Source organism: Delftia sp. NA_296.1, from assembly GCF_052692095.1.
In genome coordinates this window covers 153,039-172,973 of sequence record NZ_JBQZGF010000002.1, presented here as the reverse complement: position 1 = coordinate 172,973, position 19,935 = coordinate 153,039, and the positions used below count along the sequence as shown (strand labels likewise).

The 19,935-nt window shown below is 63.4% G+C and carries 21 protein-coding genes; 19 read left to right on the top strand and 2 right to left on the bottom strand.

From position 1 onward, the window contains the following. Positions 1-102: 102 nt before the first annotated feature. From ACUTR7_RS05280 to ACUTR7_RS05270, 3 genes are all read left to right on the top strand, one after another. A complete protein-coding gene (locus ACUTR7_RS05280) occupies positions 103-843 on the top strand; it encodes a lysophospholipid acyltransferase family protein (RefSeq protein WP_013804242.1) in 741 nt (246 codons plus the stop codon). 16 nt (positions 844-859) lie between these two features. After that, complete coding sequence (locus tag ACUTR7_RS05275) at positions 860-1,795, top strand: M48 family metallopeptidase (RefSeq protein WP_445608305.1); 936 nt, start codon at positions 860-862, stop codon at positions 1,793-1,795. 90 nt (positions 1,796-1,885) lie between these two features. After that, on the top strand, positions 1,886-2,326 hold the full coding sequence (locus ACUTR7_RS05270) for a rhodanese-like domain-containing protein (protein WP_310638420.1): 441 nt from the start codon (positions 1,886-1,888) through the stop codon (positions 2,324-2,326). Positions 2,327-2,348: 22 nt separating this feature from the next. Here the strand turns inward: ACUTR7_RS05270 and ACUTR7_RS05265 are convergent, their stop codons facing one another. After that, positions 2,349-3,284, bottom strand: a complete 936-nt coding sequence (locus ACUTR7_RS05265) for a LysR family transcriptional regulator (protein WP_063327302.1) — start codon at positions 3,282-3,284, stop codon at positions 2,349-2,351. A gap of 105 nt (positions 3,285-3,389) precedes the next feature. On the opposite strand from ACUTR7_RS05265, the gene ACUTR7_RS05260 reads away from it, so the two are divergent. Both ACUTR7_RS05260 and ACUTR7_RS05255 read left to right on the top strand, forming a co-directional pair. Further along, a complete protein-coding gene (locus ACUTR7_RS05260; protein WP_445608304.1) occupies positions 3,390-4,364 on the top strand; it encodes a Bug family tripartite tricarboxylate transporter substrate binding protein in 975 nt (324 codons plus the stop codon). 1 nt (position 4,365) lies between these two features. After that, positions 4,366-5,124, top strand: a complete 759-nt coding sequence (locus ACUTR7_RS05255) for a maleate cis-trans isomerase family protein (protein ID WP_445608303.1) — start codon at positions 4,366-4,368, stop codon at positions 5,122-5,124. Between the two features lie 168 nt (positions 5,125-5,292). Here the strand turns inward: ACUTR7_RS05255 and lysM are convergent, their stop codons facing one another. Then, positions 5,293-5,763 (bottom strand): peptidoglycan-binding protein LysM, encoded by a 471-nt coding sequence (lysM, locus tag ACUTR7_RS05250; RefSeq protein ID WP_012203227.1) that lies wholly within the window; start codon positions 5,761-5,763, stop codon positions 5,293-5,295. A gap of 185 nt (positions 5,764-5,948) precedes the next feature. On the opposite strand from lysM, the gene ACUTR7_RS05245 reads away from it, so the two are divergent. The 14 genes from ACUTR7_RS05245 (at position 5,949) to ACUTR7_RS05180 (ending at position 19,905) form a co-directional block, all read left to right on the top strand. Next, positions 5,949-6,761 carry a type III pantothenate kinase gene (locus tag ACUTR7_RS05245; RefSeq protein WP_034390266.1) on the top strand — a complete coding sequence of 271 codons (813 nt, stop codon included), beginning with the start codon at positions 5,949-5,951 and terminating at the stop codon, positions 6,759-6,761. A 171-nt stretch (positions 6,762-6,932) separates the two neighbouring features. Further along, complete coding sequence (gene gspE, locus ACUTR7_RS05240; protein ID WP_034390268.1) at positions 6,933-8,639, top strand: type II secretion system ATPase GspE; 1,707 nt, start codon at positions 6,933-6,935, stop codon at positions 8,637-8,639. Next, complete coding sequence (locus ACUTR7_RS05235; protein ID WP_445608302.1) at positions 8,632-9,849, top strand: type II secretion system F family protein; 1,218 nt, start codon at positions 8,632-8,634, stop codon at positions 9,847-9,849. Before gspE ends, ACUTR7_RS05235 begins: the two co-directional genes overlap by 8 nt. A gap of 32 nt (positions 9,850-9,881) precedes the next feature. After that, positions 9,882-10,322, top strand: coding sequence for a type II secretion system major pseudopilin GspG (gene gspG, locus ACUTR7_RS05230; protein WP_043819862.1), 441 nt, complete (start codon positions 9,882-9,884; stop codon positions 10,320-10,322). A 52-nt stretch (positions 10,323-10,374) separates the two neighbouring features. Next, positions 10,375-10,821 (top strand): GspH/FimT family pseudopilin, encoded by a 447-nt coding sequence (locus tag ACUTR7_RS05225; protein WP_445608301.1) that lies wholly within the window; start codon positions 10,375-10,377, stop codon positions 10,819-10,821. After that, positions 10,821-11,225, top strand: coding sequence for a type II secretion system protein (locus ACUTR7_RS05220; protein WP_445608300.1), 405 nt, complete (start codon positions 10,821-10,823; stop codon positions 11,223-11,225). The genes ACUTR7_RS05225 and ACUTR7_RS05220 overlap by 1 nt, the downstream gene beginning before the upstream one ends. Continuing rightward, positions 11,225-11,893, top strand: a complete 669-nt coding sequence (locus tag ACUTR7_RS05215) for a prepilin-type N-terminal cleavage/methylation domain-containing protein (protein WP_445608299.1) — start codon at positions 11,225-11,227, stop codon at positions 11,891-11,893. The genes ACUTR7_RS05220 and ACUTR7_RS05215 overlap by 1 nt, the downstream gene beginning before the upstream one ends. Next, entirely contained in the window at positions 11,893-12,663 is a 771-nt protein-coding gene (locus ACUTR7_RS05210) for a type II secretion system minor pseudopilin GspK (protein ID WP_445608298.1), read from the top strand. The genes ACUTR7_RS05215 and ACUTR7_RS05210 overlap by 1 nt, the downstream gene beginning before the upstream one ends. 125 nt (positions 12,664-12,788) lie before the next feature. Continuing rightward, the gene (locus tag ACUTR7_RS05205; RefSeq protein ID WP_157760042.1) at positions 12,789-13,898 is read left to right on the top strand and encodes a PilN domain-containing protein; all 1,110 of its coding nucleotides are present in this window, start codon (positions 12,789-12,791) and stop codon (positions 13,896-13,898) included. Next, positions 13,895-14,488: a type II secretion system protein GspM gene (gene gspM, locus ACUTR7_RS05200; RefSeq protein ID WP_445608297.1), complete on the top strand. Its 594-nt coding sequence runs from the start codon at positions 13,895-13,897 to the stop codon at positions 14,486-14,488. The genes ACUTR7_RS05205 and gspM overlap by 4 nt, the downstream gene beginning before the upstream one ends. After that, positions 14,485-15,144: a hypothetical protein gene (locus ACUTR7_RS05195; protein WP_157760043.1), complete on the top strand. Its 660-nt coding sequence runs from the start codon at positions 14,485-14,487 to the stop codon at positions 15,142-15,144. The genes gspM and ACUTR7_RS05195 overlap by 4 nt, the downstream gene beginning before the upstream one ends. A gap of 24 nt (positions 15,145-15,168) precedes the next feature. Beyond that, positions 15,169-17,661 carry a type II secretion system secretin GspD gene (gspD, locus tag ACUTR7_RS05190; protein WP_445608296.1) on the top strand — a complete coding sequence of 831 codons (2,493 nt, stop codon included), beginning with the start codon at positions 15,169-15,171 and terminating at the stop codon, positions 17,659-17,661. Between the two features lie 68 nt (positions 17,662-17,729). Continuing rightward, positions 17,730-18,161 (top strand): hypothetical protein, encoded by a 432-nt coding sequence (locus ACUTR7_RS05185; protein ID WP_096915021.1) that lies wholly within the window; start codon positions 17,730-17,732, stop codon positions 18,159-18,161. Positions 18,162-18,390: 229 nt separating this feature from the next. After that, positions 18,391-19,905, top strand: coding sequence for a cell surface protein (locus ACUTR7_RS05180; protein WP_445608295.1), 1,515 nt, complete (start codon positions 18,391-18,393; stop codon positions 19,903-19,905). The last annotated feature ends 30 nt before the right edge of the window (positions 19,906-19,935 follow it).

The following is a 19,935-nucleotide window of genomic DNA, read 5'->3' as shown; positions in this document are numbered from 1 at the left end:
GTCCTGCGCACAATGCTATCTTTGTGAATTCCGATTCCTGAGGGCGCAAGGCCCGGGCCTGCCGCCCGGCCGCTGCGCCGCTTTCTGCACCACACTGCCGCCATGTCCCTGATCCGCTCCACCCTCCACATGCTCTGGATGGGCATCACCGTGATCCCCTACACCCTGGCCGTGCTGCTCACGCGCTGGCTGGGCGGCGGGCCGCGCCGCGTCTATGCGGTGGCGCGCGCCTGGCTCAAGCTGTCGGTGGACAGCGCCCGCGTCATCATGGGCGTGCGCCACCGCGTGCAGGGCATGGAGAACCTGCCCACCGACCCCAAGCAGGGCGTGGTGCTGCTGGTCAAGCACCAGTCCACCTACGAGACCTTCCTCATGCCGGCGATCATGCCGCGCCCGCTGGCCTATGTGTTCAAGAAGGAGCTGCTCATGGTGCCCTTCTTCGGCTGGTCCATCGGCAGCATGGACATGATCCACATCGACCGCAAGCACGGCTCGCGCGCCTTCCACAAGGTGGTCGAGCAGGGCAAGCGCCTGCTGGGCCAGGGCACCTGGGTGATCATGTTTCCCGAAGGCACGCGCATCCCGCGCGGCCAAAGGGGCGAGTACAAGACCGGCGCCACGCGCCTGGCCATCATGACCGGCGTGCCCGTCGTGCCCGTGGCCGTCACCTCGGCCAAGTGCTGGCCGCGCAAGGCCTTCATCAAGACGCCGGGCGTGGTCGATGTCTCCATCGGCAAGCCCATTCCTTCCGTGGGCCGCAAGCACGAGGAGCTGATGGTGGAAGTCGAAAACTGGATCGAGGCCGAAATGCAGCGCCTCGACCCCGAGGCCTACCGCGCCTGAGGCGCCGGAGAGCGGCATGGCGGACCCGGCACAGCGCAGTTGGGATTGGCTGCTGCCACCTGCCGTGCAAACGCAGGACGGTGGGCTGAAGCCGCGCCGTGACAGGGCTGCTGCCCCCGCCCAGCCTTCATCCGCGCCTCTTCCTCCTTCTCCTCCATCTCTCCCATCTCCATCCACCATCCCCGAGCCCAGTCCCCGCATCCACCCGGACGCCAACCAGCAGGCGGTCCTCCAGGGGCAGGTGCTGCATTACCGGCTGCAGCGCTCGCGCCGGCGCACCATAGGCTTCACCATCGGCGCGCAGGGGCTGGTGGTCAGCGCACCTTCCTGGGTCAACATGGCTGCCATCGCGCAGGCGCTGGAGGCGAAATCGGGCTGGATACTGCGCAAGCTGCATGAGGCCGGCCAGCGCCAGCAAGCCCAGCATGCGGCACGCATCCGCTGGGAGCACGGCGCAGAGATCGGCTATCTGGGCCGCCCCTTGCAGCTGTGCCTCACCGGCGGCGAAACCCAGCCGCTGCGCACGCGCCAGGTACACCGTGAACAGGCGGCCGACGGCAGCCAGTCCCTGCACCTGCCGCTGGCGCCTGGGGCATCGGCCGCCGAGGTGCGCGCCTGCGTGCAGGCCTGGATGCTGCGCGAGGCGCGATCCTGGTTCACGGCCAGCCTGCAACGCCACGCGCCGCTCCTGGGCGTGCAGTGGACCAGCCTGAGACTGACCAGCGCAAGCACGCGCTGGGGCAGTGCCAACACGGCCGGCGCCATACGGCTGAACTGGCGGCTCATGCAGCACTCGCCCGAGGTCATCGACTACGTGGTCGTGCACGAGCTGTCCCACCTGCGGTACATGGACCACAGCCCCCGCTTCTGGTCCACGGTGGCCAGCGTGATGCCGGGCTGGGAGGCGCAGCGCCAGGTGCTGCGTGACAAGCTGCTGCCTCCCTGGGAGTAGGCGATTCGGGCACCGGCGAGCCGGCGCCAGTCGGGCTGGACGGTTATTCTTGCCGGGCACACAACCGCGTCCTATCAAGAAAGCCAATCCATGTCCGCAAACGCTCCCGTTCCCGCAGCCATTCCCCTGACCGTCCAGCCCGCACAGGGCTATGCAGGCGACATTCCTCCCGAACTCGCCTGGCAATGGCAGCAATCCGGCGAAGCCGTGCTCGTCGATGTGCGCACCGATGCCGAGCGCGACTGGGTGGGCCGTGTGCCGGGTGCCGTGGCCGTGGCCTGGAAGCAGTGGCCGTCCATGGCGATGAACCCCGATTTCGACAGCCAGCTGCGCGCCGCCGTGCCTGAAGGCGGCAAGGTGGTCCTGCTGTGCCGCAGCGGCGTGCGCTCGGTGGCCGCAGCCCAGCGCGCGGCGCAACTGGGCATCGAGGCCTACAACATCCTCGAAGGTTTTGAGGGCGATGTGGACGCCAACGGCCAGCGCGGCCATGTCGGCGGCTGGCGCCTGCGCGGCCTGCCCTGGCGCCAGTAAGCCGGCGCCAGCCTGGCGTCGTTCAGAGCGGCGGCTCCGCGAATCCCAGCGCCACCGCCCGGGCGGCCACCATGTCCACCAGGGCCTGGGCCGGTCCTGACAGCGTGGCCTGCGAGCGCATGGCCAGCAGCAGCCGGCGCCGGGTGTTGAGCGCCCCCAGTGGGCGCAGCCGCAGTGCCCGCGCGGCCAGGTGCGGCGCGGTGGCCGCGCGCGGCAGGATGGCCAGGCCCAGACCCACCGAGACCATGTGGCACATGGCGTCGAAGCTGCGCACCTGGATGCGGATCCGCACGGGCCGGTTGATGGATTCGGCCTCGGCCGCAATGCGCCGCATCAGCGAGGTGGAGCGGGCCAGGCTCACGAAGTCGTGGTCCAGCACGGTGGCCAGGGGCACGGGGGAGGCGTCGTCCGTGTCCAGCGCATGGCCGCGCGGCATGACCAGCACCAGCTCGTCCACATCGCAGACCTGGGTGCTCAGTCCTTCCAGGGGCGTGTTCTCCCCGATGATGGCCAGCTCGGCCACGCCGCTGAGCACGGCGCGCACGGACTCCTCGCTGAGCGCGTCTTCCAGGTCCACCGAGACACCCGGGTGGGCGGCCATGAAGTCGGCCAGCAGCCGGGGCAGAAATCCCGCAAATGCGGAGTTGTTGGCCCACAGGCGCAACTGGCCCGTGGCGCCGCTGCGAAAGTCGTCCATGGCCAGGGCCAGGTGCTCCAGCCGGGCCACCACGTCCACGGCATGGTGGTACATGCTCTGACCGGCGGGCGTGGGCGTGACGCCGCGCTTGCTGCGCACCAGCAGGGTCACGCCGCAGTGCTGCTCCAGCTCGGCCACCCGCTTGCTGGCGGCCGCCAGCGACAGCCCCAGCGTGCGCGAGCCGGCCGTCAGGCTGCCGGCATCGACCACGGCCACATACAGGCGCAGCGTCAGCAGATCGAATCGGTGCAGGTTGATCATTCCCATCCTCTACCGCAGACGAAGGATGGATCAACGAGATACGGCTGTTCGGCCGCGTGCAGGCCCGCAAGAATGCGCCGGTACAAAGAGAACATGGAGACAAGCATGAATCGACGCATTGTGCTGCAGGCCGCCGGCCTGGCAGCGGCCGCCCTGCTGGGCGCAGGAACCGTCCAGGCCCAGGCCTTTCCAACCAAGTCCATCACCCTCGTGGTCCCCAATCCGCCCGGCGGCGTGGTGGACACGGCGGCACGCCTGGCGTCCGACCCGCTGTCGCGCCTGCTGGGGCAGTCGGTCGTGGTGGACAACCGGGGCGGCGCCAGCGGCAACATCGCCTACCAGATGGTGGCCCGGTCGCCCAAGGACGGCTACACGCTGCTGGCCTCGTATTCGGCCTACCACGTGGGCAATCCGGCACTGTTCCCCAAGCTGCCCTGGGCGCAGTCCGAGCTGGCGCCCGTGGGGCTGATCGTGGCCGCCACCAATGTGATCGCCGTTCATCCTTCCGTTCCGGCGAACAATCTGCAGGAGTTCATTGCCTATCTGCGCAAGAACCCGGGCAAGGTCAATTACGCGTCGCAGGGCAATGGCTCGCTGTCCCATGTGGGCACGGCCGTGTTCGCCCAGGTGACCCAGACCCAGATCACGCATGTGCCCTACAAGGGGTCCGGCCCTGCCATCCAGGACGTGCTGGGCGGCCAGGTGCAGATGTTCATCACCACGCCGCCTTCGGTGCTGGGCCATGTGCAGACGGGCAAGCTCAGGGCCCTGGCCGTGACCAGCAAGACGCGCCATCCCATGCTGCCCGATGTGCCCACCACGGCCGAAGCGGGCCTGCCGGGCTTCGAGCTGGAAGCCTGGGTCGGCCTGTTCGCGCCTGCGGGCACGCCGCCCGAGGCCATCGCCAGACTGTCGGACGCGCTCAAGACCTCCCTGGAGTCGCCCGACGTGCAAAAGCGCGCGGCCCTGCAGGGCGTGGAGCCGCGATTCCTCGGCCCGCAGGGGCTGGGCGCCCTGGTCCAGCGCGAGACGGACCACTGGGGCAAGGTCATCAAGGCCAACCACATCACGATGGATTGACATGACAGCCAAAACCCATTTCCGCATCGGGCAGATCGTGCCCAGCTCCAACACCACGATGGAGACCGAGATCCCCGCCATCCTGCGCGCCCGCGAGGCCCTGGCGCCCGAGCGTTTCACCTTCCACTCCAGCCGCATGCGCATGAAGCATGTGACCAAGGAGGAACTGGCCGCCATGGACGGCGACAGCGACCGCTGCGCGCTGGAACTGTCGGATGCGCGGGTCGATGTGCTCGGCTATGCCTGCCTGGTGGCCATCATGAGCATGGGGCGCGGCTATCACCGTGTCTCGCAAGCGCGCCTGCACCAGCGCACCGTGGACAACGGCGGCCCCGCGCCCGTTGTCACCAGCGCCGGCGCCCTGGTCGATGGCCTGCACGCCATCGGCGCGAAGAAGGTGGCGCTGCTGGCGCCCTACATGAAGCCGCTGACGCAACTGGTCATCGACTACATAGAGAACGAAGGCATCGAAGTGGTGGACAGCATCTCGCTGGAGATTGCCGACAACCTGCAGGTGGGCGCCCAGGATGCGCGCGCACCCATCGAGATCACGCGGCGCCTGAACACGGCCAACGCCGACGCGGTCATCGCCTCGGCCTGCGTGCAGATGCCCTCGCTGGCCTCGGTGAAGCCCATCGAGGACCGCGTGGGCCTGCCGGTACTGTCTTCCTCGGTGGCCACGACGTTCATGATGCTCAAGCGCCTGGGCTTGCCGACAGCCGTTCCGGGATTCGGTGCGCTGTTGAGCGGTAAATACTGAATCTTTCCTTGAGAAAGGCCGCTATTGCGGCCTTTCTCGGAGCGGGGTAGGTCTAATTCGCGGCATCCAGAACTGGCATGAGCCAGGTCAGAGACACCGAGCAAGGGCCGCCCCGCCGCGAGGGTGTCGTCCCCCTCAGGGGGAAGCGGCGACGCCGCTCAGGGGGGCTTAGATTGCCGGGATGCGCAGCTTCTGGCCGGGGTAGATCTTGTCGGGGTGGCTCAGCATGGGCTTGTTGGCCTCGAAGATCACCGGGTACTTGTTGGCATCGCCATAGAACTTCTTGGCAATGGCCGACAGCGTGTCGCCGCGCACCACGTCGTGGTACTGGGCTTCGGGCTCGGGGTTGGTCACCGTCATCTGGTTGTCCACCGACTGCACGCTGGAGACGTTGCCGCAGCACAGCGTCACCTTTTCCTTGACCGCCTGGGTGGGCGCCGTGCCCAGCACCGTGACCTTGCCCTGCGAGCCGTCGAACTGCACCTTCACGTCGCTGACGCCCAGGTTCTGCGTGCCGATATAGGTCTCGATGGCCTTGGCGGCCTTGGCATTCAGGTCTTGCGCAGGCTCGGCTGCCTGTGCGGCGCTGCCGCCGAACAGCTTTTCGCCGGCTTCCTTGATGAAACTGAAAAGTCCCATGGGTGACTCCTGTTGGTGGGTGGAAAAACGGAAAGGCCAATGTAACGCCTAACAGTGGCGGCGCGCGCTGCCGGGCAGGAGCGCTCCCGGATTTTTGACATTTGCGCCATTCTTGCGTTCACGTCCTCACTCAGTTGTCGTCCATGGCTGACGCTATCCTCCGGAAAACTCCGATAATCGCGCCCATGACTTTTTTGGCCATAGACATCGGCAACACCCGCTTGAAATGGGCGATGTACGACGCGCATCGGCCTGGCGCCGCTTTGCTGGCGCACGGCGCGGAGTTTCTGGAGCACATCGAGCACCTGGCCGAAGGGCCGTGGAGCGACCTGCCCACGCCTACGCGCATGCTGGGCTGCGTGGTCGCCGGCGACACGGCGCGCCGGCGCGTGCACGACCAGATCGACATGATGCTGGGATGGGATTTCGAGCCGCAGTGGGCCGTGCCCGGCGCGGCCGAGGCCGGAGTCACCAACGGCTACGACTTCCCCTCGCGCCTGGGGGCGGACCGCTGGGTGGCCATGATCGGCGCGCGCCAGCACATCCTGCAGCGCGGGCCAGAGCGGCCCCTGATCGTGGTCATGATCGGCACCGCCGTCACTGTGGATGCGCTGGACCAGCACGGCCACTTCATGGGCGGTCTGATCCTGCCGGGGCACGGCATCATGCTGCGCGCCCTGGAAAGCGGCACGGCCGGCCTGCACGTGCCCACGGGTGCAGTCACGCCATTCCCCACCAACACCAGCGACGCGCTGACCAGTGGCGGCACCTACGCCATCGCCGGGGCCGTGGAGCGCATGTACCAGCATCTGTACATGCACTGCAGCATGGAGCCCGCCTGCGTCATGGCCGGCGGTGCAGGCTGGAAGATGGTGCCCAGCATGACGCGGCCCTTCGAGCTGGTGGACAACCTCATCTTCGAAGGCCTGCTGGTCATGGCGCAGCGCCGCTGGGGCGATGCCAGCGGCCTGCCTGCCGACGCGGTCAAAGCGGCCTGAAGCCACTTCGATCGTGCGGCGCAGCATCGCGCCGTTATATCCGTTGCGTAACAGTTGATGACAGCGCTGGTGCCGGGTGCAGGGGCGGCCTTGGACCCCGCATCCGGAGCCTTTCGCAGGGGATGCGGCGACAGTGGATAATCCGCGGCAATGTCTTCCACCAATCACGTCATGGAACCGATTGCCGGTGTCGAAGCCCCGATCAAGGGGCGGCTGGGCGAACGCCTGCTTTCCGCCGGCAAGCTGAACGAGCGCGATCTGCAAAACGCCCTGCAGGCGCAGCAGGAGCTGGGCGGCTACCTGGGCCAGGTGCTGGTCCAGCTGGGCGTGGTGGCGGAAGCCGACGTGGCCCAGGCGCTGTCCGAGCAGCTGCACATGCGCTGGCTGCGCGCGGAAGAGTTTCCCGATCTGCTGCCCGATGTGCCGGGCCTGCTGGCCAGCTTTCTGGATGCGCAGTGCGTCTGCCCCATTTCGCTGCAGGACGGCGTGCTCGAAGTGGCCATGTCCGTGCCGCAGGACCCCTTCATCACCAAGGCGCTGCGCCTTGCCACCGGCTTGCAGATCAAGCCCGTGCTGGCGCTGGAAGCCGACATCCGCAAGGCCCTGTCCGAAGCCGGCCAGGAACCCGAAGGCGAAGAAGGCCAGGACTGGGAGTCGGACGCCACGGGTGGCGACTTCGTCGAGCACCTGAAGGACCTGGCCAGCGAGGCGCCGGTCATCCGCCTGGTCACGGGCATCATTTCCCGCGCCATCGAGCTGCACGCCTCCGACATCCACCTGGAGCCTTTCGAGGCCGGCCTGCAGGTGCGCTACCGTATGGACGGCGTGATCCATGCGGCCGAACTCGTGCCGCCACGGCTGAGCGCAGCCGTGGGCTCGCGCGTCAAGCTGCTGGCCCATCTGGACATTGCCGAGCGGCGCCTGCCGCAGGACGGCCGCATCAAGACCCGCGCCAAGGGCCGCGAACTGGACCTGCGTGTCTCCACCGCACCCACGGTGCATGGCGAGAGCATCGTCATGCGGGTGCTGGACCGCGCCAACGTGCGCCTGCGCCTGGAAAGCATGGGCTTCGAGGCCGATACGCTGGAGCGCTTCAACACCTTGCTGGCCAAGCCGCACGGCATCGTGCTGGTCACTGGGCCCACGGGCTCGGGCAAGACCACCACGCTGTACGCGGCCCTGTCCAAGATCGACGCGGTTTCCAACAAGATCATCACCGTCGAGGACCCGGTCGAGTACCAGCTCGACGGCATCAACCAGATCCAGGTCCATCCGCAGATCGACCTCACCTTTGCCAACGCCCTGCGCTCCATCCTGCGCCAGGACCCGGACATCATCATGATCGGCGAAATGCGTGACGGAGAAACCGCGCAGATCGCCGTGCAGTCCGCACTGACAGGTCACCTGGTGCTGTCCACGCTGCACACCAACACGGCCGCAGGCGCCGTCACCCGCATGCGAGACATGGGGGTGGAGAGCTACCTGATCACGTCCTCGGTCAACGGCGTGCTGGCCCAGCGCCTGGTGCGCACGCTGTGCTCGCACTGCAAGCAGCCCGACACGCTGCCGGCCGCCGCCGTCGAGGGCAGCGGCCTCAAGCGTTTTTTGCGCGAGGGCTCTCCCATCTACCGCGCCGTCGGCTGCGAGCATTGCCGGGGCACGGGCTACAAGGGCCGTACCGGCATCCATGAACTCATGGTCATCGACGAGCCGCTGCGCCGCGCCATCATCGAAGGCCAGGACGCCAACGCCCTGCATGCCATGGCGGCCAAGAGCGGCATGCTGAGCCTCTACGACGACGGCCTGCGCAAGGTGGCCTCGGGCGCCACCACGCTGGACGAAGTGCTGCGCGTGACCCAGGACCAGAGCGATGCCTGATTACAGCTGGGAGGCCGTGGACAGCCGCGGCCAGATGGTCAAGGGCACTTTTTCCGCTGCGGCCGTGGCCGAGGTGGTGGTGCACCTGCGCAAGAGCCGGCTGTCGCCCATCAAGGTCGAGGAAGCCGTGGGCCTGGGCAATGTGCCGCTTGCGGTGCGTGCGCTCAAGAAAGGCCGCATCAAGGCCGACGACATCCAGGGCATGACCACCGAGTTGGCCATCATGATGCGTGCCGGCCTGTCGCTGGACAACGCGCTCAAGGTCCTGGTCGAGATGAGCCACAAGGTGCAGATGCAGGCCATGCTCCAGTCCGTGCTCGACAGCGTCAAGGCCGGCATGCCGCTGAGCCAGGCACTGGGCAAGCACCACGACCTGTTCGGCGACTTCTATATCAACATGGTGCGATCGGGCGAGGCCAGCGGCCAGATGTCGGGCGTGCTCAACCGGCTGGTCGAGCACATGGCGCGCCAGCGGGCCCTGCGCGACAGCGTGGTCTCGGCCACCATCTATCCCGCCATCCTGCTGGGCGTGGCCGTGCTGTCCCTGGTGGCCATGCTGGGCTTCGTCGTGCCGCAGTTCGAGCAGCTTTTCAACGACATGGGTGACGCGCTGCCCCTTCCCACGCAGTTCGTGATGGGGCTGGGCCATGCGTTTCGCAGCTACGGTTGGGCGGTGTTCATCGTGCTGGGCGCGCTGGGCTGGGTCTTAACCCGCTGGGCCAAGAGTCCCAAGGGCCGCCAGACCTGGCAATCGTGGCTGCTGGGCCTGCCGGGCCTGGGTGGCGTGGTACGCAAGTACCAGCTCACCCTGTTCAGCCGCTCGCTGGGCACGCTGCTGGGCAACGGCGTCACGCTGCTGACCGCACTGCGCATTGCCAGCGACACGGTCTCCAACGTCGCCATCCGCGAGCGCCTGGAAAAAATGGGTCCCATGGTCAAGGAAGGCCATCGCATGGCCCATGCCGCCCAGAAAACCGGAGAATTCGAGCCCCTGGCCCTGAATCTGGTGCGGGTGGGCGAGGAAACCGGCCGCCTGGGCGACATGATGCTGGAGCTGTCCAACATATTGAACCGCGAGGTCGAAAACGCGATCAAACGCCTCCTGACCATGCTGGAGCCGGCGCTGATCCTGGTCCTCGGTATCCTTATCGCCTCCATCATCGTGTCGATCCTGCTCGGAATCCTGTCCGTCAACGATCTGGCCGTCTGATGAATCTGAATTGACTGAAAGGTATGTAGAAGATGATGCGCATGCAAAAGCAACTGTCCTCCCGCGCCCGCAAGCGTGGCTTCACGCTGATCGAACTGCTGGTCGTGCTGGCCATCCTGACGCTGCTTGCCGGCCTGGTCGGCCCCAAGGTGCTGAACCAGTTGGGTGGAGCAAAGACCAAGACGGCCGGCGTGCAGATCGCCGACATCGAAAAGGCGCTGGAGCTGTACAAGCTCGACGTGGGCCGCTATCCCACCTCGCAGCAGGGCCTGGACGCGCTGGTCAAGCAGCCTGCCGGCGTTGCCGGCTGGGCAGGCCCCTACCTCAAGGGCGGCGTGCCCAATGATCCCTGGAACAACCCTTACCGCTACACCTACCCGGCTGCCAATGGCGACCTCGAGATCCTCTCGCTGGGTTCCGACGGCACACCCGGTGGCGACGGCGAGGCCTCCGATATCCGCAACACCAAGTAAGTTGCTGGTCTGACGCCGTAGTGCAACGCTGCCTCCGTGCCGGGAATATGTCTTGAAGCGCGCCCATGGTTTCACGCTGATCGAGTTGCTGGTGGTCTTCGGCATCCTTGCCGCGATCATCGGCATCGTGCCGCCTGCCATGGGCAAGCTGCGGGATGCGGTCGCCTACCGCCAGACCGTGCAGGACGTCACGGCCCTGCTGCGCAAGGCACGGCAGCAGGCGACGCTGCAGGGCATGCCCGTGGCGTTTGCCTTCAACACGGCGAGCCAGCAATACGGTATTGCCGGGCAGGGTTCTGCCAAGGTTCCCGACGGTCTGAAGGTGCAGCTTGTCACGGCGGCTGGTGCCGCACTTGCCGACGGCAGTCAGACCATTGTTTTCCTGCCCGAGGGAGGCGCGACGGGTGGCAGCATCTCGTTGATACGAGGTGAAGGCGGTGGTGGCGTGCGCTTGCGGGTGGACTGGCTGTCCGGCCAGGTCACCAAAGAAACACTGTGATGCCGCAACGCTCTGGCTCTCGCGCTGCGGTGCGGGGTATGACCCTGCTGGAACTGCTGGTCGCCCTGACCATCATGGCCATATCGGTCGCTTTGATCTATCGCGCCGTTGGCGGTTCTGCGCGTGGCGTGGCCAAGCTGGAGCAGACCCAGGGCGTGGCCATGTTGGCCGAATCACTGATGGACGCTTTCCCCATGGTCGATCCTGGCGGAAACCAAGCCTCCGGGCAGGATGGCGCCTATGCCTGGCAGGTCATTTCAGCCCCATTTTCGACAGGTGATTTGCCGGAAACGGCGGCTCCTTTGCACGCCTTGCGCATCACCATATTCTCTGAGGGGCGCAGCTGGGTGTTCGAGACACTTCGCCCCCAGCGGCCGCTGCAACCTGGCGAGGTGACAAGGTGATGAGGGTGTTTAGGGCACCTCGCGCCCGCGCGCAAGGTTTTACGCTGGTAGAGCTTCTCGTGGCCATGGTGCTGCTGTCCATGCTCACCCTGGGGTTGGCTTCGGTCATGTCAACAGTCTCGCAGACGCAGGAACGTGTGGATGCCCGGCTTGACCGCATGGACCATCAGCGGGTGTCGATCGGGTTCTTGCGCTCTGTGCTGGGGCAGATTTCCGCTGCCCAGAGGCAGACCGGTATGCGAAAGCAGGGAGAGAGCGAGTATTTCTTTGAAGGCGGGCCCAAGGGAATGCAGTGGCTGGGAATCATGCCGGCCCGGTTTGGCATGGGTGGGCGAACCCATTTCCAGTTGGCCTTGGACGGTGACGCTTTGGTGCTGCGCTTCGCTCCCTGGAAGGGGGTGGACGTCGCTCCTGACTGGGGGCAGGGCCAATCCTATGTTCTGGAGCGGGCCGTCACGGCCTTCGTGCTGAGCTACCAGAACGCGAAATCGGGCGTTGCGAAATGGCAGCCGCAGTGGGTTGATGACAAAGAGCTGCCTTCTGCGGTCCAGATTCAGCTGCAATCGGCCGGCGGTGCCTGGCCCTTGATGGCGATTGCTTTCTACACTCCTCCTGCCACGAACCGAAGCTCTGGCAGCGGTGGCGCCGTATTCGGAGGGAGTCGCTGATGAGCCGGCTTTACGAAGGAGGGGCGAAGAAACACCAGGGCATGGCCCTGGTGCTTGTGCTTTGGATTGTTGCAGCACTTTCAATTTTTGCCACTAGTCTGGGGAAAGTGGTTCGCCAAGAGGCTTCGGTGGTTGGTATTACGCGAAACATGGCTGCGGGACGAGCCCAGGGGGACGCGGCCATCTACCAGATTTTGCAGCAGATTGCTCTCAAGCCCCATGAGTTCCGCGAGCGTAGGGTGGAGCAGGTTCCTTGGGGGGGGCAGATAATAGAGGTCGAAATTCTGCCCTGGAGTGGCTTGGTCAATATCAATGCGGCCTCGCAGGAACTGATGGGAGCACTGTTTACTCGCATGGGCGTCGGGCAGGCGCCGGCGCTTGCGCAAGCCCTGGTCGAGTTTCGCCAGGCAGGAAAAGGAATGGTCAACAGCGTGGCGTGGGAGGCGCCCGAAGATCTGCTGCAGATTCCTGGGGTGACCTATGGTATCTACGCACAGATACGACCTTTCATCGTGGCGGATACCGATGGGCGCACTGGCATCAACCCCAAGGCGGCACCTGCCGATCTTTTGGCCGCGCTTGACGGCGCTGGTGCTGCAGCTTTTCAGGAGAGTCTTACCAGTCCCCGCTATCGTCTGACCGCACGTGTTGTGTTTGACGGTGGATCGGTCATGGTGGCGCGAGACGTCGATGTCATCGGCGGTGGCAGTCGGGGCTCTTTGCCCTGGACGTTGCTTTCGGCCACGCAGTCCTGGGTAGGTCGTATATAGCGAGCCTTTCGGCATTTCCTTGGGCAAGCGCTGTCAGGTGCTTGTTTCAATGGTGCTGCAGGAGCAAGAAGGAAGAAAGAAGTGAAAGCAATGTTGTTCAACGGATGCGGCGTTTTATGGGACTGATGACATCCGATGCCAAGCTGTTTGGTCTGGATCTGCGCGAGCTGACCGCGGAACTGCGCGATGCGTTCCACAAGCTGGTGCGCCTGCCATGGCTGCGCAGAGCCATGCCCGTTACCCTTGTGAAGGTGGCTGGCGATGCAGCAACCATCGCTGGCGCCAGGGCCCAGGGTATGCAAATCGAATGGACCGATTTGTCCAGCGATGTGCTTGAGCGCGTTACCCATACTGCAGTTCTGCTGGATTCCGAGCAGGTGTTGCAGCGTTCCCTGACGCTGCCTCCGATGGCACCTGCAGCCCTGCGCAGTGCCATTGAACTCGACGTGCAGACCATGACGCCATTTGCGCCCCAGGACACGCTTTGGTCGTATGTCCAGCGTCCTCTGGCGAAAGCACAGGGACGGCAGCGGGTCGAGGTGGTGATCGCATCGCGAAACCAGGTGGAGCAGGCGCTGCGCCTTCAGTCGGCAAGGTTGCCTGGAGATGGCCATCCCGAAGTCTGGGCTCCTGCCGGCGCGGAGCTGGTTGTCTTGCCGGGCTTTGGCGAGCCTGCGCGCCTGCGCAGCGAAGCCAAGCGACGCAACTGGATCTTGATGGGCCTGGGCATCGTGCTGGCATTGGGCGTGGCATTGGCTGTTACTCCATCACTGCAACTGAGGATGAGGGCCATCGATGCCAGTCAGCAGTTGGCCGCATTGACGAAGACATCGGCCGAGGTCATGGCCCAGCGCCAGGCGCTGGTCGAAGGTGGGGAGAATCTTGGCAAGCTGCAGGAGCGACTGCAGCAGCAACTGAACCATCTGCAGGTGCTGGCCGTGTTGACCAAGGTGCTGCCCGATGATTCAGCGGCCCAGCGCGTAGTGCTCCGAGGAACCAAGTTGACGGTCCAAGGCTTGACCAGCAACGCATCCAATGTCGTGGCCTTGCTGGCCAAAACTCCCGGGTTCCTGGATGTGCGTTTGCCCACGGCGGTGACGCGTGCACCAGGGTCGGGCAAGGAGAATTTTGTGCTTGAAGCCAACATTGATCCCAATGTGCTGGGCCTGCTGGCCAAGGCTGCAGAGGAAAAACCGTCCGTTGAGGGCGATGCGGATCCCAAGGAGGCGCAATGACCGCCGGTTCGCAGAAACTCACGCCTCGCCAGTGGTTGCTGCTGGGAGGAATCGGCTTGATTCTGATTGTGCCGCTGGCCGCCTTGGGCTCCTGGGTTTACTCCAAGCATGTATGGGCTCAGGAGCAAGTGGAGACCTTGGAGCCCCGCTACGCAAGACTTGCCGGTATTCAGGAGCAGGCGCAGGAAATCCAAGAGGCGCTGGAGCAGATAGAGACCGTGAAGGCGCTGCACATCTATCCAGCAGAGCAAGACAGCACGCAAACGGGCAATGCGGTTCAGCAGCGACTGCGGGCGCTGCTCGACAAGGCGGGCCTTTCTGTGGTGAGCAGCCAGGTACGACCCTCCTCGGAGTCGGAAGACCAGAGCCAGAGTCTGGGTCCGTATGAGCGCATAGCAGTTTCCATGACGGCGGAAGGTGGATGGCCTGCAATCCAGCTGGCTTTGCTGTCCCTGCGGGACGTCTCCCCCACCGTGTGGCTGGATGACTTGCAGCTCAATCTGCTGGGTAATCTTGAAAGCAACAATCCCAAGGTGCCGCCAAAGCTCAGCGCGCAATTCACTTTCAGCATTCTGCGGAGCAAGCCGTGAACCAGCGCACTCTTTGGACTACAGGACTGGCCCTGCCCGCGGCGTTGCTGGGGGGCGCGCTGGCCTGGGCGTGGCTGACGCCTGAGTTGCAACTGAAAAACACTGCCTGGATACCGCCGCAGCCGCTGAAGGCGGACATCCAGGCGCTCGTTCCCCCTGCCAACGTACCTGAAGACCAGAGCAAACGCGACGAGCAGCAATTGCTGGAAATGCAGGAGCGGCCGCTTTTCGTGATCAGTCGCAGGCCTCCCCCCCCCCCACCTCCACCGCCGCCGCCGGACAAGAAGGCGCAACAAGAAGTTCCCGATATCTGGAACCAAGCCCGTGTCACTGGTGTTTTTGAAGGGGCTATCACCGGCATCATCTTTTCGCTGGAGGGCAAGGAGCGGCGCTTGCTTCTCAACCAGAATCTGGCTGGATGGAAGCTTCAAAGCGTTCAAGGAGGGAGCGTCGTTCTTGAAAGTAACGGGAGGACTCGCGTGTTGCAACTGGTGAAGGCGGTCGTGGACAAAGGACCTAACATTCCGCCCGGAATGCGCGTACCGCCATCACAACGAACAACAGTTCAGGCGAGGCCTCAAGACACGCCTAGTCATGATGGGGCTCAGGTTGAAGAGCCTCCACAGGCTGTTTTTGGCGGAACGCCGCCAAAGTAAAGAGAAAGACCGGTCAAACACACCATGAAATTGCATAACCGATACATTCACACGGCATTGGCATTGGCGGTCTGTCAACTGCTTCTCGCTTGCGCACAGCCGCCCAAGAACAATTTCATCAGCCATTTCGGCGTCGGTGCTCAGTCGGAAGGCTATGTCTTCAATGACGATGAGGTGCCGGTCAAGAAAGATGCTGAAAAAACGTCAGCATCGGAGCCTCGCATATTGTCAGGTACGGGGAAGCTGCTTGCAGAAGCAAAGCCCTCGCCAGCATTGAAGGACGCTCAGGTCAAGCTCAGCTTTGAAGACGCGCCGCTATCTCAGGTCGTGCGCACTGTACTGGGAGACATACTCTCTCTCGACTATGTGCTCCATCCGCCGATCACCGGCACGGTCACGCTGAGCACGCAAAAGAATGTCTCAGGCGACCAGGCGTTGTATTTGCTCGAGGCTGCATTGCAGGCCAATGGTCAAGCCATCGTTCGTGATGCCCGTGGCACCTACCATGTTGGTCGGGTTGATGCTCTCAGAGGTTTGGGGGCATCTGTGCGGCAGGCCTCGACAAGTCAGCCGCTTGCACCCGGATATGGGGCCATCATCGTTCAGCTAAATTACATAGGCGCCAACGAAATGGCGGCCATTTTGCGGCCCATGGTCCCCAGTGACGCCATATTGCGTGTAGACAATGTTCGAAATCTGCTGGTCATGGGCGGTTCGCGCGCTCAGGCCGAGGGTTGGCTTGAGATGGTTCGTACCTTCGACGTGAACCTGCTCGAAGGCATGTCCGTTGGCGTCTTTCCTTTGAAGTATGTGTCCATTCAGGAGGTCAGCGCTGCCTTGCAATTGATGAGCGGAGGGGGCGCTGCAGGCGCGCCCGGTGCTGCCGCAACACCCGGTGCTGCAGGTGGTGCAAGGGTTGGTGCTGCCGCGCAACAAGCTGCTGCCGGAGCAGGTGCGTCAGCAGCGCTGGGTGAGGGCAATCCCTTGTTTGGTGCTCTGCGCATCATGCCGATCGAGCGGCTCAACAGCATATTGGTGATCACGCCACGTGCTGCCTATCTTGAAGAGGCGCGTCGCTGGATTGCCAAGCTTGATCAGCCCGGTTCGGGGGGGGCGCTGCCGCAGTTGAACATCTATCGTGTGCAAAACGGGAATGCAAGGCATCTGGCTAGCGTGTTGGCCGGCATCTTTGGGGGGGCGGGCGGCGGAACCGCAGCCAATAGCGGTGTAGCACCCGGCTTGGGCACATCTACCATGGGCAACAGCGGGTTTGGGAGCAGCAGCAGCTTTGGCAATGCCAGTGGCTTTGGAAACAGCGGCTTTGGTGGTAGTGGCTTTGGTGGTAGTGGCTTTGGTGGTAGTGGCTTTGGAAGCGGTAGCAGTTTCGGTAGCAGCGGATTTGGCAGTACTGGCTCCGGCACGCGCTTTGGCAGCACTGCTTTCGGGCAGTCGGGGCAGATTGGAGGCGTGCAGGGCGCTGCTCCCACTGCAGCGAGCATCGGTAGCATCCGCGTCATGGCTGACGAACTTAACAACTCAGTACTGGTCTGGGGCACGCCTGCGGAGTTCGAACGCATCGAGGTTGCCCTGAAGAAGCTTGATCTACCACCGACCCAGGTGCTGATTGAGGCTAGTATCGTGGAGGTCACGCTCAATGACACGCTGCGGTATGGCCTGCAATGGGCATTCAGCGGCGATGTGGGTAATAAGGGTTATAGCGGCAACGGAGGGCTGTTGGCAGCTGGGGGGGAAGGGGCGGCTCCCGGAGCTTCTGCCTTGGCTGATAGTGGAGGATTGGGGGGGGTTGCGCTTGGTGCAGGCTTCAATTACACGCTCAAGAATTCATTAGGCAATATCAAGGCTGTTCTGACGGCTCTCGCCGGTAAAACCGAAGTTAAGGTCGTGGCTAGTCCTACGCTAATGGTGCTAGACAATCACCCTGCTGCAATTGCAGTGGGCACCCAGCAGCCCTATAAGTCGGGAACGACGATCACAGGCACGTCGGGGACCACCGTAGACAACTTTGCGTACAAGGACACAGGCGTAAACCTGCAGGTCGTGCCATCGGTAAATGCCGGTAACATTGTTACCATGACTGTTAACCAGTCAGTTACCGACGTAGGGGCTCAAGACGACATCACTCGACAGCGTGCATTCCTTCAGCGACAGATCTCAAGTCGAGTGGCGGTGCGCTCGGGCGAGTCCATCGTCATGGGTGGTTTAATCCAGGAAAATTCAAGTTCTGGACGCTCGGGAATTCCATATTTGTATGACTTGCCGGTCGTAGGTAACTTGTTCGGCACCACCAATAACTCGGGAGCGCGTACCGAGCTTATTGTCATCATCACGCCACGTGTGGTACGCACTGATATCGACGTCCGCGAGGTAAGTGACGATCTGCGTGAAAAGATGCAGGCCTTGACACCTTTGCTGAAAAATTCCACGTCACTGCCTCCCGGAGATCAAGGCGGGAAGGCCTCTGTTGAGGTGGGGCCTCTCGCGCCTGGGCAGCGATAGCGATCCAGATCTTTGGAACATTCGGCTGGCGAGGTGTTCCAAGCTTTTCCCAGTATCCAACTACACATATGAACATGTTGACGAAATTTTCTGAAGTGACGCGCGCACGTTGGCCACGATGGGGCAGTGCCTTGGTCTGCGCCACGGTTCTAGCCGGCTGCGCCAACCTGGGGGGCACTCAGAAGCCCGAGGAGGTCGTGCTGCAACGCTCCAACGACTACTGGAAGGCACGGATGGCTGGCGAGGTGGCCAAGACCTACGCCGTCACCACGCCAAGTTATCGTGCTTTGAATGATCAGGAAAAATTTCGCTTGAAGTATGGGGCGGTCCCCATCCTCAAAGGTGGCGAGGTGATATCGGTCACGTGTGAGGAGGCCCGATGCGAGGTGCGCAAGAGTTTCACGACATCAACGCCGTTGATGACAGGTGCACGTATCCCCATCGCCATCAGTGAGATCTGGGTCAAGCAGGACGGCCAGTGGTGGCTGTTCGTGGAGTAGCCTACGGCAACGTAGATGCCTAGCAGTGGGTTGTGCGCGGTGTCAAATCTTTGGGATAATGCGCAGTCCCTGTAACGGCGCTCGCTAGGGGGAGTGTTGTTTTTTTCGCAAAACTCCGCTTGAGTGCTTCCAAAAAGCGATATGGGGGCACGATTGGCTGTGCTACGATTCCCCGGCGATCAATCGTGGTGGTTGCAACTACCTTATCTTTTTACTGGAGATAGTTCTTATGAAGAAAAATGTTCTGGCCCTGAGCATTGCTGCCATGGTTGGTGGCCTGGGCTTCGCCGGTGCTGCTTCCGCAGCCCTGAGCGTGAACGAGAGCGGCCTGGGTCACATCCTGGTGGTGCCTTACTACACCGTCCAGAATGGCAACATGTCCGTGTTCCACCTGACCAACACCGATACCCTGAACGGTAAGGCTGTGAAGGTGCGTTTCCGCGGCGCTTCCAACTCCGACGACGTGCTTGACTTCCAAGTCTTCCTGTCGCCTGGTGACGTGTGGACTGGTGCCGTGACGGCAGACGCTGGCGGCAAGGCTCAACTGACTACCAGCGACAACACCTGCACGTTGCCCGCTATGGCCAAGGGTCAACAGTATCCTTTCGTGACCAACCGTCTGAGCAAGACTGGCTGGACAGCTGCCGACAAGGCCGCGCAAACTCGCGAAGGCTATGTCGAAATCCTGAACATGGCAGACATTCCGGCTACTACGGCTGACAAGGGTCTGTACAAGGCCATCAAGCACGTCAATGGCGTGGCTCCTTGCACGCCCGCAGTGCTGCAGCAGACTCTGAATGTCACGCCTGCGCCTAACGCAACCAACCTCGCCCTGCCTGGCAGCGGTGTGAACGATCTGACCATCCCCACCGGTGGTCTGACTGGTTCGTGGTATGTGATCAACGTGGCTGAATCCACCACTTTCTCGGGCGCTACGCCTGCTATCGTGTCGGACGCCACCACGGTGAACGTGTTCTCGCCCCAGAAGAACGGCACGGCTCTGCTGCAAACGGCTGATCCGCTGATCGTGTCTGGCGTGCTGCCTTCGCAGCACTACGACGTGCCTGATCTGTCGACGCCTTACGAAGCTGGCGTGACCGACGCTGACGTGCAAGCTGCTGCCCTGACGGCTGCCATTGCCCGCACCTCGGTGATCAACCAGTTCGCTACGGCTCCCGCCATCTCGGCCAAGACCGACTGGGTGTTCTCCATGCCCACACGTCGCTACACCATCGCTGCTAACTACGCAGCTGGTGCAGTGAACCAAAAGGTTGGCCTGGTGACCGGTACGAACCTGACGGGCGGCGCTGGTGCTGTTAGTGACACCACAGCCTATCGTTTCATCAACGATGAAATCGCAAAGGTTGACAACATCTTCGCAACGGGTTCCAACACCGATGTGAACGATGCTGGTCAGATCTGCGTGACCGCTTCCGAGCAGCCTTTCTGGGATCGTGAAGAGTCGCAGCAGCAAGATGGTGCAGTGTGGTCGCCTAGCGACGTGCAGAAGACCCGTCTGTGCGGCGAAGTCAGCGTGCTGGCATTCTCGACCGACAACTCTGCCCTGGGCGCACAAGTGGCACGCCAAAGCGTTGCTGCTCCGTACGTCAACGGCTGGAGCCAGATGAGCTTCTCCACCAAGGCTCCTGTGCTGGGTGCAGCTTTCCTGAAGCTGACCAACCCCGAAGCCGCTCCTGGTACCGTGGGCACCTACGGCATCACTTGGCCCCACGCATACCGTTAATCGGCGGGCACTTTCACGCGCAAGCGTGAT